This window comes from Streptomyces sp. SID5910 (assembly GCF_009862125.1).
Classification (GTDB): domain Bacteria; phylum Actinomycetota; class Actinomycetes; order Streptomycetales; family Streptomycetaceae; genus Streptomyces.
Genome location: NZ_WWHX01000733.1, coordinates 1 through 13,977 on the forward strand (window position 1 = coordinate 1; position 13,977 = coordinate 13,977).

General features: G+C 74.1%; 13 protein-coding genes and 1 pseudogene. 9 read left to right on the forward strand and 5 right to left on the reverse strand.

Translation table 11 applies throughout. The annotated features are described in order from the left end of the window. The coding region (locus tag GTW67_RS25790) for a TerD family protein (RefSeq protein ID WP_161167188.1) at positions 1 to 604 on the reverse strand (604 nt) is incomplete at its 3' end. A 295-nt stretch (positions 605 to 899) separates the two neighbouring features. Here GTW67_RS25790 and GTW67_RS25795 point away from each other — a divergent pair. The 4 genes from GTW67_RS25795 (at position 900) to GTW67_RS25810 (ending at position 5,682) form a co-directional block, all read left to right on the forward strand. Next, positions 900 to 1,355: a DUF6643 family protein gene (locus GTW67_RS25795; RefSeq protein ID WP_161167177.1), complete on the forward strand. Its 456-nt coding sequence runs from the start codon at positions 900 to 902 to the stop codon at positions 1,353 to 1,355. A gap of 42 nt (positions 1,356 to 1,397) precedes the next feature. Continuing rightward, positions 1,398 to 2,225 (forward strand): MOSC domain-containing protein, encoded by an 828-nt coding sequence (locus GTW67_RS25800; RefSeq protein WP_161167178.1) that lies wholly within the window; start codon positions 1,398 to 1,400, stop codon positions 2,223 to 2,225. A gap of 187 nt (positions 2,226 to 2,412) precedes the next feature. Beyond that, positions 2,413 to 3,018 carry an Rv1733c family protein gene (locus tag GTW67_RS25805; protein ID WP_161167179.1) on the forward strand — a complete coding sequence of 202 codons (606 nt, stop codon included), beginning with the start codon at positions 2,413 to 2,415 and terminating at the stop codon, positions 3,016 to 3,018. Between the two features lie 216 nt (positions 3,019 to 3,234). Then, the gene (locus GTW67_RS25810) at positions 3,235 to 5,682 is read left to right on the forward strand and encodes a right-handed parallel beta-helix repeat-containing protein (protein ID WP_161167180.1); all 2,448 of its coding nucleotides are present in this window, start codon (positions 3,235 to 3,237) and stop codon (positions 5,680 to 5,682) included. A gap of 27 nt (positions 5,683 to 5,709) precedes the next feature. On the opposite strand, the gene GTW67_RS25815 is transcribed toward GTW67_RS25810, so the two are convergent. Continuing rightward, positions 5,710 to 8,094, reverse strand: a complete 2,385-nt coding sequence (locus tag GTW67_RS25815; protein WP_524539820.1) for a hypothetical protein — start codon at positions 8,092 to 8,094, stop codon at positions 5,710 to 5,712. A 273-nt stretch (positions 8,095 to 8,367) separates the two neighbouring features. Between GTW67_RS25815 and GTW67_RS25820 the strand changes: the two genes are divergently transcribed. Continuing rightward, complete coding sequence (locus tag GTW67_RS25820; protein ID WP_161167181.1) at positions 8,368 to 9,189, forward strand: DeoR family transcriptional regulator; 822 nt, start codon at positions 8,368 to 8,370, stop codon at positions 9,187 to 9,189. A gap of 36 nt (positions 9,190 to 9,225) precedes the next feature. Further along, a pseudogene (locus GTW67_RS25825) lies at positions 9,226 to 9,372 on the forward strand (SRPBCC family protein); the annotation flags it as partial. A 13-nt stretch (positions 9,373 to 9,385) separates the two neighbouring features. On the opposite strand, the gene cds1 reads toward GTW67_RS25825, so the two are convergent. Continuing rightward, positions 9,386 to 10,510: an L-cysteine desulfhydrase Cds1 gene (cds1, locus tag GTW67_RS25830; RefSeq protein ID WP_161167182.1), complete on the reverse strand. Its 1,125-nt coding sequence runs from the start codon at positions 10,508 to 10,510 to the stop codon at positions 9,386 to 9,388. 341 nt (positions 10,511 to 10,851) lie between these two features. Here cds1 and GTW67_RS25835 point away from each other — a divergent pair, with 341 nt between their 5' ends. After that, positions 10,852 to 11,175, forward strand: coding sequence for a hypothetical protein (locus tag GTW67_RS25835; RefSeq protein WP_161167183.1), 324 nt, complete (start codon positions 10,852 to 10,854; stop codon positions 11,173 to 11,175). Positions 11,176 to 11,389: 214 nt separating this feature from the next. Beyond that, a complete protein-coding gene (locus tag GTW67_RS25840; protein ID WP_161167184.1) occupies positions 11,390 to 11,893 on the forward strand; it encodes an ATP-binding protein in 504 nt (167 codons plus the stop codon). Positions 11,894 to 12,029: 136 nt separating this feature from the next. Here the strand turns inward: GTW67_RS25840 and GTW67_RS25845 are convergent, their stop codons facing one another. After that, positions 12,030 to 12,317, reverse strand: coding sequence for an SHOCT domain-containing protein (locus GTW67_RS25845; RefSeq protein WP_161167185.1), 288 nt, complete (start codon positions 12,315 to 12,317; stop codon positions 12,030 to 12,032). A 243-nt stretch (positions 12,318 to 12,560) separates the two neighbouring features. Between GTW67_RS25845 and GTW67_RS25850 the strand changes: the two genes are divergently transcribed. Beyond that, positions 12,561 to 12,959, forward strand: a complete 399-nt coding sequence (locus GTW67_RS25850; protein WP_161167186.1) for a VOC family protein — start codon at positions 12,561 to 12,563, stop codon at positions 12,957 to 12,959. 13 nt (positions 12,960 to 12,972) lie between these two features. Here the strand turns inward: GTW67_RS25850 and GTW67_RS25855 are convergent. After that, positions 12,973 to 13,977: ROK family protein (locus tag GTW67_RS25855; protein ID WP_161167187.1), on the reverse strand; the 1,005-nt coding region annotated here is incomplete at its 5' end.

Below are 13,977 nucleotides of genomic sequence, written 5' to 3' on the forward strand. Positions count from 1 at the left end.
CCGCGGGCCGCGTCACGGGCGGGGGCGGCACGGCGGCCGGGGCCGGCGCCGGGGCGGGGGGTGTGACGGCGGCGGGGGCCTGCTGCGGCTCGTCCACCGTGATGCCGTAGTCGGTGGCGAGGCCCGCGAGGCCGCTGTCGTACCCCTGGCCGACGGCCCGGAACTTCCAGGCGCCCTGGCGGCGGTAGAACTCTCCGAGCACGAACGCCGTTTCGACCGTGGCGCCGGGGTTGTCGAAGCGGGCGACGACGGTGTTCTGCGCCGCGTCGCGCACCTCGACGTACAGGTCGGGGACCTGGCCGAACGACCCGCCGTCCGAGGAGGCGGCGACGATCACCGTCTCGATCGCGGGCTCCACGCGCGCGAGGTCGACCAGCAGGCTGTCGGTCACCCGGCCGCCGGCGTCCCGCTTGCCCTCGTGCCGGACCGCGCCTGAGGAGTGCGCCGGCTGGTTGTAGAAGACGAAGTCCGCGTCGGAACGGACCTTGCCCGCCACCAGGAGAAGTGCCGAGGCGTCCGCGTCGGGCACGCCGGGGCCGGACCGCCAGCCCAGTTCGACCCGCAGCTCCGTGCTCGGCGCCGGGGTGTTCGAGCCCTTCGACATTGACATGTCCGCCCCCATCACGTGTCACCGCGCCGGGCCGCGTCCCGGCGGTTCGTCAAGTTTTCCCCGCCCAACCTATTCCCCCGGCCGGGGACCGCTCAGGAGGAGTGGGCGAACACCGTCGGTCAACCGCCGGTAACCCGCCCGGAACTTGGCCTTTACCCCAAGATCGCGCCCCGCGCTGCCCCTTTTCGACGAGTTCGCTCTGATTGGGGATCTCAGGTCACCGCGAGCCCGCAAAACAACCCTCTTATCGGTCTCCCCAACCAGCACATCGTGGGCTTAACTTATGGCCATGACCTCCCCCCGCTCCACTTATGGCGGCGGCTACTACTCCGCCTCCTTCCCGGACACCCCGATCTACGACTCGCTCGTCGCCGAGCGGGGCACCCCGCAGATCGCCCCGATCCGGGTTCCGGCCGCGTACGACGCGCCGGGCAGCCACCTGCCGGCGCTCCCGTCGGCCCTGCCGGCCCTCCCGGCGGCACCTTCCCAGCCCTCCTACGGCTATCCGCAGCAGATGCAGCAGATGCAGATGCAGCAGCCCGCCCCGCTCCAGCAGGCGCCCACCGCGTACATCCCGCAGCAGGCGGGCGCCCCGCGCGGATACCCCGGTCCCCAGCAGCCGCAGCAGCCCCGCCCGGCCGCGCCCGGCCCCGCGGGGTACGAGGCGATGCGCCCCGCGGCGCCGCGTCCCGCCCCGGCGCCCTATCAGGACCCGTACAACAACCAGCAGTACCGCGGCTACTGAGCCGTCTCCCCGGCTGTCGGTGCCGCCTGGCACCATGACTCCATGGGGAACGCGCGACTTCAGTCGATTCACGTCCATCCGGTCAAGGCGTTCCGGGGCCTCGCGCCCCGGGAAGCCGTCGTGGAGCCCTGGGGGCTGGCCGGAGACCGCCGCTGGATGCTGGTCGACGACGGGGGAAAGGTCGTCACACAGCGCGAGCAGCCGCGCCTCGCCCTGGCCGCCGCCGAGCTTCTGCCCGGCGGCGGCGTCCGGCTGTCCGCGCCCGGCAGTGGTCCGCTCACGGTCCCGGTCCCGCGCGCGGTGAGCACGGTCCCGGTGCAGATCTTCGGTGACAAGGTCGAGGCGGTCCCGGCCGAGGACGACGCCGTGCACGCCTGGTGCAGCGCACATGCCGGGGCGGACGTGCGGCTGGTGCACATGGACGACCCCGGCAGGCGCCGGCCCGTCGACCCCGAGTACGCGCTGCCCGGCGAGACCGTCTCCTTCGCCGACGGCTTTCCGCTGCTGATCACGACGACGGCGTCCCTCGACGCCCTCAACTCCCTGATCGCGCAAGGGGATCACGCGGCGGAGGGCCCGCTGCCCATGAGCCGCTTCCGGCCGAACCTGGTCGTGACCGGCACCGGTGCGTGGGCCGAGGACGGCTGGTCGCGCGTCGACGTCGGCGAGGTCGGCTTCCGCGTCGCCAAACCGTCCGGACGCTGCGTGGTGACGACCACCGACCAGGACACCGCCGTACGCGGCAGAGAGCCCCTGTACAGCCTCGGGCGGCACCGCCGCATCGGCCGCAGGCTCGTCTTCGGACAGAATCTCGTGCCCCTCGGCCCCGGCACGGTCCGGGTCGGCGACCCGGTGCGGATCGTCGAGTGACGGAGGCGACACACTGACGACCCGGTGACCGGGAACCCGTTGCCCGGCACGGGCGTTGAGCTTTCATGAGAAATGTGTGAGAGCAGCCGGCCGAGGGCCCGGGGCGGGATGCCGTCGGGTCCTGCGGACCGGCTCGCGGCAGGACGGATCGACCGGGGGCGGCAGGGAGCGGGAAGGGGGCCGGACGGTGCGGGCGATCAGGGGACTCTGGCGCTGGCGGCACAATCCGCTGCGCCGCACGACCGACCTGGCCGAGGCCTGGGTCGCCCTGTCGGGCCTGTTGCTGATCCTCTTCGTCGCGCCTTTGATCGGCGCCCTCGTGGGCGGCGCGGCGCAGGACGTCCTCCAGCGGTCGGTCCGGGCCCAGCACGAGACCCGGCACCAGGTGACGGCCTCTGTCGTCCGCGAGCTGAAACACTCCCCGTTCGACGTCGACCCGGAGGGCGTCTCGGCCGGCGACCTGCGCAGCCGGGTCCTCGCCCGCTGGGAGGCGGCGGACGGCTCCGAGCGCCGCGGTTCCGTCCTGGCGGCCCTGCGGGACCCGCACCCCGGCGACCGTTTCCGGATATGGACCGACGAGCAGGGCCGGTTGGTGGCCCGCCCGCTGGACTCCGCCACCGCCACGACGCACGCCGCGCTCGCCGGCGCCGGCGCCGCCCTGGTGACCGCGGCGCTGGTCGAGGCCGGCCGGCGGATCGTCGTATGGCGCATGGTCCGCCGCCGCTACGACCGTTGGGAGCGCGAGTGGGAGCGGGCGGGACCGGACTGGGGCCGGACCGGCACCGGCAGCTGACCGGCTTCCGCCTCTGGTCAACCCACCGTCCGCCCGCACGCTACGGTGGACCGGCCGAAGCAATCGGCGACAACCCGCGCGTGAGGAAGCCACAGGTGCGCGCCGGTGTCGGAAGCGCGTGCGGGCCCACGGGCCCGGCCGCGGTCCCGCCCCGGCCGGGGCGTCCCCGACGGCGAACGAGCCATCAGTACGACGAGGTGGGGGCACAGCAACGCCATGGCACAGGGCACGGTCCAGGTGACGCACACCGGCACCTCGCGGTGGCGGCGCCGCACGGGTGAGTACGCATCGCTCGCCGCCGCCCTGGAGGCCGCGGCCGACGGTGACGTCCTCACCATCGCCCCCGGGACCTACCGGGAGAACCTCGTCGTGGAGCGGGCGGTGACCCTGCGCGGCCCCGAGGGGGCCCAGGGTTCGGTGCGGATCGCGCCCGCCGACGGGGTGCCGCTGACGGTGCGTGCCTCGGCCGTCGTCCAGGACCTGCACGTCGAGGGCCAGGACGCGGCGGCGCCCGCGGTGCTCGTCGAGGACGGCACGCCGGAGCTGCTGGACGTCCGGGTGGTCACGCGGTCCGCGTCCGGCATCGAGGTGCGCGGCAGCGCCCGGCCCACGGTGCGGCGCTGCACCGTCGACAATCCGGCGGGCGTCGGCATCGCCGTCCTCGACGGCGGGGGCGGGGTGTTCGAGGAGTGCGAGGTCGTCTCGGCCGGGCAGGCGGGTGTCGCGGTGCGCTCCGGCGCACACCCCCGGCTGGAGCGCTGCCGGATCCACCACGCCGCCGGTTCGGGGCTGACGGCGACCGGTGAGCACTCCGGTCTCGAAGCGGTGGGCTGCGAGATCTACGAGGTGCGGGGCAGCGGCGTCCAGGTGTCCGGGCGGGCCACCGCGCACCTGACCGACTGCGACGTGCACCGCACCACCTCCGACGGTGTCACGCTCGACACCGACGCGGTGCTCACGCTCGCCGACTGCCGCATCCACGACATCCCGGAGAACGCGGTCGACCTGCGTTCCCGTTCCGTGCTCACCCTGACCCGCACCAGCGTGCGGCAGTTCGGGCGCAACGGCCTGTCGGTGTGGGACCCGGGCACGCGCGTGGACGCCAACCAGTGCGAGATCTTCGACAGCACCGGCGACTATCCGGCGGTCTGGGTCAGCGACGGCGCCACCGCGGTGCTCGACTCCTGCCGCGTGCACGACGTGCCGGACGCGCTGTTCGTGCTGGACCGCGGCTCGCGCGTGGACGTCGTGGACAGCGATCTGTCCCAGGTGCGGAACACGGCGGTCTCGGTGAGTGACGGCGCGGTCGCGCAGCTCGACGACTGCCGCATCCGGGACGCGGCGACGGGCGCGTGGTTCCGCGACCACGGCAGCGGCGGCACCCTGAACAACTGCACCCTGTCCGGCAACCGCACCGGGGTGATCGTCACCAAGGGCGCCGACCCCACCATCGAGCGCTGCACGGTCGACTCCCCCTCCGAGGCGGGGGTCTACGTGTCGGCGGGCGGCCGCGGCAGCTTCCTCGGCTGCCGGGTGACGGGCAGCGCCGGCTACGGCTTCCATGTGATCGACGGCTGCCGTACGACGCTGCGCAAGTGCCGTACGGAGCGGTGCGCGCGCGGCGGGTTCGAGTTCGCGGACGGCGGCGCGGACGCGTCGTCCGACTCGGGGCCGCTCGTCGAGGACTGCGCCAGTGACGAGAGCGGCGGCGGTCTGGCGCCGCCCCCGGCGCGGGAGACGGCCGTGGAGACGGTGGCCCACTCCCCCGGCGGACTGCTGGGCTCGATCCCCGGGCAGCGCAGCACCGAGCAGGAGCCGCTGATCGCGGGCGCGGGACCCGAGGAGCCCGCGCGGACGTCCAAGGCCGTCCTCGGTGAACTGGACGCTCTGGTGGGCCTGGAGAGCGTCAAGCGGGAGGTCCGGGCCCTCACCGACATGATCGAGGTGGGCCGGCGCCGGCAGCAGGCGGGGCTGAAGGCCGCGTCGGTCAAGCGGCACCTGGTCTTCACCGGCTCCCCCGGCACCGGCAAGACGACGGTCGCCCGGCTGTACGGCGAGATCCTCGCCTCCCTCGGTGTACTGGAGAAGGGCCATCTCGTCGAGGTGTCCCGCGTCGACCTGGTCGGCGAGCACATCGGCTCGACGGCGATCCGCACCCAGGAGGCGTTCCAGCGGGCGCGCGGCGGCGTGCTGTTCATCGACGAGGCGTACGCGCTGTCGCCGGAGGACGCGGGCCGGGACTTCGGCAAGGAGGCCATCGACACGCTGGTGAAGCTGATGGAGGACCAGCGGGACGCGGTCGTGGTGATCGTCGCGGGCTACACGGCGGAGATGGAGCGGTTCCTGTCGGTCAACCCCGGGGTGGCGTCCCGTTTCTCGCGGACCATCACCTTCGGCGACTACGGGCCCGAGGAGCTGCTGCGGATCGTGGAGCAGCAGGCCGAGGAGCACGAGTACCGGCTGGCGCCGGACGTGCCCGGGGCGCTGACGCGGTACTTCGCGGCGATCCCCAAGGGCCCGGCCTTCGGCAACGGCCGCACCGCCCGCCAGACCTTCGAGGCGATGGTGGAGCGACACGCGAGCCGCGTCGCCCAGCTGGCCGACCCGAGCACGGACGACCTGAGCCTGCTCTACGAGGAGGACCTGCCGGACCTGCCCCGGTAGAACCTGCCGGGGAAGGAGCCCCGCGGCCTAGCAGCCGCCGGGGCCGCCGTCCGCGCCCGGGACGGGCGGGGCCGTCTGGCCGGTGTGGCGCGGCGCCGGTACCTCCGGGCGGAGCCGGGCCAGCAGCCGTCGCCGTTCCTCGGCGAAGGCCGGGTCGGCCTGGTAGTCGGAGTGGCCGAGGATCGGGGCGGGCAGCGGGTGCAGTTCGGTGCGGCCGTAGGTCAGCGGATCCTTGAGGGGTTCGCGGTCGACGGCCGGGCCGCAGTCGCCGGGCAGCCGCATCGGACCGCCGATGGGGTCGGTGCGCCGGTAGAGGTTGCGCCAGCAGTCGACGTCCCGGTGCAGGGAGCCGAGCGCTTCGGGTCCGAAGTGGGCGGGGAACCAGCGGCCGTAGAGGCGCTCCAGCGGGGAGCCGTAGGTCAGCAGCGCGACCCGTTTGCGGGCGGAGGGCGCCAGTTGCCAGGCCGCGGCGGCGGCGAGGACGCTGCCCTGCGAGTGCCCGGAGATGACGAGGCGCCCGCCGGTGGCGCGGGTCCAGGTCGCCATGCGCCAGGTCAGGTCGGGCACCGCGCGCTCCGCGTAGCAGGGCGGCGCGAAGGGGTGGGCGGCGCGCGGCCAGAAGGTGCCGACGTCCCACAGGATGCCGATGGTGCGCCGGGCGGAGGCGTCCTTGTAGGCGCGCCGGCCCCAGGTGACGAAGAGTATGAAGCCGAGGCCGATGAGCCAGGAGCCCAGCGCCTGCGCGGTCTGGGCGGCTCCGTGCACGACGGCGTACGTCCCGTTCGCGGCGTCGGCCGGCACCTGGTCGGTCGCCAGGGCCCCGGCCAGGGCCGCCGCGCCCAGCAGCAGCGTGGCGACGGAGGTGAGGGCGACGACGAGGGGGCCCCGGTCGGTGAGGCCGGCCATGGCGCGGGCCCTCGCGATACGGCGGGTGCGCGCCGGGTCGCCGGCCTCGCCGGGGTGGTCGCCCTCCACGGCGGCCCGCTCCGAACGGGCGAGGCGCCAGGTGCGCCGGGCGAGGACGGCGCAGAGCAGCAGCACGGCGATGAGCAGGGGCGGGATGACGGACGCCTGCCAGGTCAGCAGGACGGGCGGCCCGTCGATGGAGGTGCCGGTGCCGTCCAGCCAGTCCGACACCCGCTGCGCCACCCCGCCGGACATCACGCCCCCGAGCGCGCAGGCCAGCATGGCGACGGCGGGGCCGCCGAGGCCTCGGATCGCGGCACGCGGGTCGGGGAGGGCGCGGTGCAGGGCGTGGGCGACCACACCGAGGACGATCACCAGCAGTCCCTGCACCAGGGCGATGCCGCCGAAGGTCATGTCCCCGGGCAGCCGGCCGGCCGACGTCCACCCGGGGCGGGACCAGCCGCCGTACACCAGGGCGAGGGCGAGCAGGACGAGGGAGGCGAGCGGCAGGCGGCGTACGACGTGCCGGTCGAGCCGCCGGTCGAGGTGGTTCTCGCTGCGTCCCCGCCGGCAGGTGACGCCGACGGCCGCGATCGCGCCGGCGGCGAGTGCGGCCTCCAGCAGCCATCCGAGCGTGTCGAGCAGCGCCGGTCCGCCGGGCGCCCGGTCGAAGCGGGCCGCCGGCACGCCGACCGCGGCGGCGACCGTCAGCAGTCCCGCGGCGGTGTGCGAGGCCCGCAGCCGCGCGACCAGGCGCCGCCCGTACCAGAATCCGGGCCGGTTCAGGGCGGTGTGGCCAGCGTCCTCCTCGGGGCCGGCGGTGCGGTCCATCGGCTGCTGGGACTCGTAGGCACGCCAGGTGCGCAGGGACAGGTACCACAGGAGGCCCGTGAGCGCGGCGGGCACGGCGGCGGCGAGGGCGAGTCTGCGGCCGGGCGGGCTCCACCAGCCGCCGTCCGGTCCCGCCGGCGACAGGAAGCCCAGCCAGGAGTGCCGCTGGGCGCAGGCGGGTGTGCCGGCGCACTGCCAGGCGACGAGGTCGATGGCGACCTCGCAGGCCGCGGCGACCAGCAGCACCGTCAGGGTCAGTCCGGCGAGCCGCACCAGCAGCCCGTAGAGCCGGACCGTCCGGATCCGGCCGTGCGCGGTGGGCCGCATCCAGTGGGCGAGGTTGACCACCATGAACGGCAGGAGCAGCAGCCACAGGGCACGGGTGCCGTTGCCGGAGGTGAGGTTGCACCAGACGTAGGCCTCGGGCACCGGCCGGCCCCGGTAGTCCTCGGGCCGGGACTCGGCGTCGGCGTCCTCGGTGCGCCGGAAGACGGCCGCGATGTGGTCGCCGGTGACCCGCACGGTGCGCGGGTCGTCCAGCATCTCGGCGGGTGTCGTGCCGCCCACGCCGTGCACCAGGAGTTCCAGAGCGGTGCCGGTCTCCCGGGAGCGCGGGACGGGGACGGCGGGGTCGCTGCCGCCGCCGGTTCCGTCCCTTTCCTGTGCCTGTTCCACTGTCCGCACTCCCCCGTGACGCGCCGTCGGCCTGTCCGTGCGGGCACAAGGATCTCCACTTCGCGGGCCTCCCACACCCCTCGGCACGGAATCTCCCCGAACCGTGTGACGGGCGGGGCCGCAGGGGCGTGTGCGCTTCCACAGCCGGTGGCGCGGCCCGTGGCGGGGCGTGCGAGGATGGGACGTCCGTGCACCGGAGCGGGGAGAACTCCTCGTGGGAGCGGGTGGGCGGGGCGTGTCGGACGGTTTTGCGGCGAAAGGACCGAAGCGTACGTGAGCGAGAATTCGAACCTCCTCGCGGAGCAGCGACGCGCCCTGATCCTCGACGAGGTGCGCCGCCGCGGTGGTGTCCGGGTCAACGAACTCACGCGGAAGCTAGGCGTGTCGGACATGACGGTCCGCCGCGACCTCGACGCGCTGGCCCGGCAGGGTGTGCTGGAGAAGGTGCACGGCGGCGCGGTGCCGGTGGTCGAGGCGAGCACGCACGAGCCGGGGTTCGAGGCCAAGTCGGGTCTGGAGCCGACGGCCAAGGAGGACATCGCGCGGGCCGCGGCCGAGCTGGTCGCGCCGGGCGCCGCGATCGCGCTGTCCGGCGGCACGACGACGTACGCGCTGGCGCACCGGCTGGTGGACGTGCCGGACCTCACCGTGGTGACCAACTCGGTGCGGGTGGCCGACGTGTTCCACGTGGCGCAGCGGACCTCGGGCGCGCGGCAGGGCACGGCCACGGTGGTGCTGACCGGCGGTGTGCGGACCCCCTCCGACTCGCTGGTGGGGCCCGTCGCCGACCAGGCGATCGCGGCGCTCCACTTCGACCTGCTGTTCCTCGGGGTGCACGGGATATCGGCCGAGGCGGGTCTGTCGACGCCGAATCTCGCGGAGGCGGAGACCAACCGGCGGCTGGTGCAGTCGGCGCGGCGGGTCGTGGTGGTCGCCGATCACACCAAGTGGGGTGTGGTGGGCCTGAGTTCGTTCGCGACGCTGGAGCAGGTCGACACGCTGGTGACCGACGGCGGTCTGCCGGCGGACGCGCGGGCGGAGATCGCGGAGCATCTGCGGCTGGTCGTGGCGGGCGAGCCGGACGGCGACGCCTGAGTCCGGTACTCGGCGACGCCCGGACGACCCGCCCGGGCCGGCGTCGGGACGTGCGTGCGGTGGGCCTTCGTCGCCGACGGCACGGCGCCCTTCCGTTTCGCCCTGAACCTGGCCCGCCCGGTGCTGGGACAGGCCTTCCGGGACGCGGTCGCGTCGCTGGACCGGCGCCTGGCCGGGCGGTAGGGCCGGCCGCCGGTCACTCGGGCCAGGCGCCGGTGTGCAGGAGGGACTCGATCGCCGCCGCGTACGGACGGATGTCCAGGCCCTGTTCGGCGAGCCACGCGTCCGAGTAGTACTTGTCGAGGTACCGGTCGCCCGGGTCGCACAGCAAGGTCACCACGCTGCCGCGGCGTCCCTCGGCCACCATCTCGGCGACGATCTTCAGCGCGCTCCACAGCCCGGTGCCCGTCGACCCGCCGGCCTTGCGCCCGATGGCGTGCTCCAGGGCCCGTACGGCGGCGACGCTCGCGGCGTCGGGCACCTTCATCATGCGGTCGATCGCGCCGGGCACGAAGCTCGGTTCCATCCGGGGCCGGCCGATGCCCTCGATGCGGGAGCCGCAGTCGCAGGTGACGTCGGAGTCGCCGGTGGTCCAGCCGTCGAAGAAGCAGGAGTTCTCCGGGTCGGCGACGCAGACGCGGGTGTCGTACTGCATGTAGTGCACATAGCGCGCGAGGGTCGCCGAGGTGCCGCCGGTACCGGCCGTGGCGACGATCCACGCCGGCTCCGGGAACCGCTCCAGCCGCAGCTGGCGGAAGATCGACTCGGCGATGTTGTTGTTGCCGCGCCAGTCGGTGGCCCGTTCCGCGTAGGTGAACTGGTCCATGTAGTGGCCGCCGGTCTCGGCCGCGAGACGTGCGGACTCCTCGTACATCCTGCGAGAGTCGTCCACGAAGTGGCAGCGCCCGCCGTGGAACTCGATCAGGCGGATCTTCTCGGCGCTGGTCGTGCGGGGCATGACGGCGATGAAGGGCACGCCGATCAGCGAGGCGAAGTACGCCTCGGAGACGGCCGTCGAGCCGCTGGACGCCTCGATCACGGGCCGGCCCGGACGGATCCAGCCGTTGCACAGGCCGTAGAGGAAGAGGGAGCGGGCGAGCCGGTGCTTGAGGCTGCCGGTCGGGTGGGTCGACTCGTCCTTCAGATAGAGGTCGATGCCCCACCGCTCCGGCAGCGGGAACAGGAGCAGGTGCGTGTCGGCCGACCGGTTGGCGTCGGCCTGGACCTTGCGCACGGCTTCTTTCAGCCAGACACGGTAGTCGGCGTCGCTGTGGTCGACGTCGAGGGTCGCGCCGGTCCGGGACTGCTGGGGGGTGCTCACGACGGGGCTCCTTACGCTGCGCTCCGACGGCGCCTCGCGCGGCCGGCACACCGATCATAAGCACCTTCCACACGCTTCTCACCTGCATAAACACACCTTTGAGGGCCCCAAAGGCGGCCTGGGGCAACGGCCGCGCGCGGGTGGGGGCGCATTCGCGCGAGTGCTCCGGGCGCCCCCGGAAAGGGGCGGCGCGTACTGGTGCTCGACGCCGGGTGCGGGCAGACTTCACCCGGCGGGACCGGGGTCCCGTCACGGGCGCAACTGGAGCACGACACGAGCCGGTACCGGGCCTCCCGCGGTGCCATGGTCCGGCAGACCGACGCGCACGAGGGGGCGGCGGCATGGCGGAGCCGGAGTTCACGGCCACGGGGGTGCGGATCGGCAAGCGGCTGCGTTCGCTCACCCGGGCCGGGCAGGTCCGGATCAGCGGCGGCAGGCTGGAGTTGCTCACCAGCTACGGCAGCGAGATCGACAGCGCGCCGGTGCAGGCCGTGCGCGCCTCCCGGCCCTGGTTCGCCCCGGAGGACCGGGCGCTCGCCGATCTCAACGGCAAGCGGTACCTGCTGACCCTCGGCGAGCGCGACCCCGCTCCCGGCGAGCCGGGCCCGCCCGCCGCACGCCGTTTCATCGAAGCCGTGCACAGGGCGTCGGGGCACGACGGCTGAGATGTCCGTGACTTGCGGTGCCTCACCCCTTGCGTCACTCTGGTCTCACGTCACTCTGGGTTTACCGGCGATAACGCTGCGAACCAGCCCGCCGGCCATGACAGCAGGCGGCGATGCGCCGCGTGCGCCCTGCTGGATCCGAACTCCGTGTTCTTCCGGACCTCTATGTCGGGGAGTCGCAGCCGTGATCAGTCACCCAAGCAGACACTGCACGGTGGAGCTCCAAGCCCTGCCGTCGCGGATCGGCCAGGTCCGCAGAATCGTATCTGCGCAATTGCGCTACTGGCATATGGACTCCCTGATCGACCGGGCCGCGCTCGGCGTGACGGAGCTGCTGACCAACGTCCATCTGCATGCCGCGCCCGACAAGACGTGCACCGTGGAGATAGAACTGCTCCTGGACCGGCTCACGGTCTCGGTGCGCGACCACGATCCGCGTCTGCCCGTGGTGGACGACGCCGAGCCCCTCGCCACCTGCGGGCGCGGGCTCGCTATGGTGGCCGCGATGAGCGAGAGCTGGGGCGCCCGGCCGGACGGCGAGTCCGGCAAGGTCGTCTGGTTCACGCTTCCCACGGCCGCCACCGTGGCCCCCGTCGCCGCGCGTCCGCCGCGCCGCGTGGTCGACGAGGTGCCCGTCGGCGCGTTCGCCGAGGTCGAGCACGCCGTCGAGCTCGGCAGACCACAACCCGCTCCCGCCCGGTCGGCCGTTGCCGGCTGACCGGGCGGTGACCCCTCGCTGCCGCGGGCCGTGCGGCGGCGGGCCGGCGGGCGTCCGGTCCGCGGGCCCGCGCGCCGTGCGGTGCCGGGCCACTCGGCCTCCACGGTGTCGCCGGGCCGGGCGAGGGTCCTCGTCGTCATGCCGCGCCGCGCTTGCCCGGCCGGCCGAACTGCTCGTCCAGCACGGACAGCCGGCGCCAGTACTCGTCCTCGTCGATCTCGCCGGAGGCGAAGCGGTGACCGAGTACGGCGATGGGCGAGTTGTCGTCCTCGACGGCGGCCGGGCGCCAGGGGCCGCGGCGACCGCGCCACACGGTGCGGCGCAGCAGCGTGATGCCGCCGGCGATGACCAGCGCCCAGAGCACCGGGAAGAGAAGGATCCACGGGCCGGGACCGCCGTCGGCGAAGTGTGCCAGGGTCTGCATGTCGTCCAGCTCCTCGGTGGCGATGTCCTGTGTGTCGCTTCCGAGCGTCGCCCCGGCAGGGGGTCCGGGTCGTCGTACGGCCGGCGGCAGTGTGCGTACCGCGCGGGGAGTAGGGGAACGGACGGCGTCTGCTCCCTGCGCTCTCGGGTTCGAGGTGCCGGTGCGCGCGTGCGGTGCGGGAGGGGAATCGCCCGTTACGTGCCCTGGGCGGCGCGCACGGCCGGGACGCCTAGGCTCTGGGCCATGTTGAGACTCGGATTCCCTGTCATCGGTGTCACGGACGTGCCCCGCGCGGTGGCGTTCTGGACGGCCGCGCTGGACCTGGTCGCCAGTGAGGAGATGGCGAGCGAGACCTGGCGGACGCTCACGTACGCGGACGGTTCCGGCCGCGCCCTCGCCGTGATGTACAGCGAGTCGCCGGTCGAGCCGCACCCCCGGCTGCACCTGGACCTGTTCGTGGACACGGCGGAGGAACAGGAGGCCGAGGTGCGGCGGCTGATCGGGCTCGGCGCGAAGACCGTCGACTGGGACCTCTACCCGGCCGACCCCGACTTCGTGGTCCTCGCCGACCCGGACGGCAACGTGTTCTGCGTCGTGGACCTCAGCCACGCGCCGAGCGGCGGAGGCAGCCCGGCGTCCTGACCCGGCCGGCCACTCAGGCCAGCGCCCTCAGAGGGTCGTCCAGCACCGGCTGCCAGGCCAACTCGGCCGCGCCGACCAGGCTGTTGTGGTCCAGCGTGCAGGGCAGGATCGGCACGCTGCCGCTCTGCCCCCACAGGCTGCGGTCGGCGACCACGGCACGCAGCCGTTCCGGATCGGCGTCCAGGAGGGTGCGGTGCAGTCCGCCGAGGATGATCCGGTCCGGGTTGAGGATGTTCACCAGACCGGCCAGACCCAGACCGAGGCGGTCGATGAGGGCCTCGGTGGCGGTGCGGACGGCCGGGTCGTCGTACCGGCCGCGGATCAGGTCGTTGGACTCCCGCAGCAGGGACACCTCGGAGCCGGGCTCGCGTCCGACCGCGGTGAGGAAGGCCAGCGGGTCGGTCTCCACGTCCAGGCAGCCGCGGCTGCCGCAGTGGCAGGGGCGGCCCTCGGGGTTGACGGTGAGGTGGCCGACCTCCAGGGCGAGTCCGGAACTGCCGCTGTGCAGACGGCCGTCGAGGACCAGCGCGCCGCCGACGCCCCGGTGGCCGGTGGCGACGCAGAGCAGGTCGCGGGCGCCGCGTCCGGCGCCGTGCCGGTGTTCGGCGAGCGCGGCGAGGTTGACGTCGTTCGCCGCGAAGGCGGGTCCGTCGATGCCGGCGGCGCGCACCTGCTCGGCGAAGATCCGCCGCACCGGGGCGCCGGCCGGCCAGGCCAGGTGCAGGGGGTTCAGGGCCAGGCCCTCCGGCTCGGCGACGGCGGACGGTACGGCGAGTCCCGCGCCGACGCAGCGCCGGCCGGTCTGCCGCAGCAGGTCGGCGCCGGCCTCGACGACGGAGCCGAGCACCTTCGCGGGGTCCGCGTCGACGACCTCGCAGCCGGGCGCGGTGGCAACGAGCCGGCCGCCGAGCCCGACCAGGGCCGCGCGGAAGCCGTCCGCGTGGACCTGGGCGGCGAGGGCGACGGGGCCGTCCTCGGCGACCGCGAGGCGGTGCGAGGGCCGGCCCTGCGAACCCGC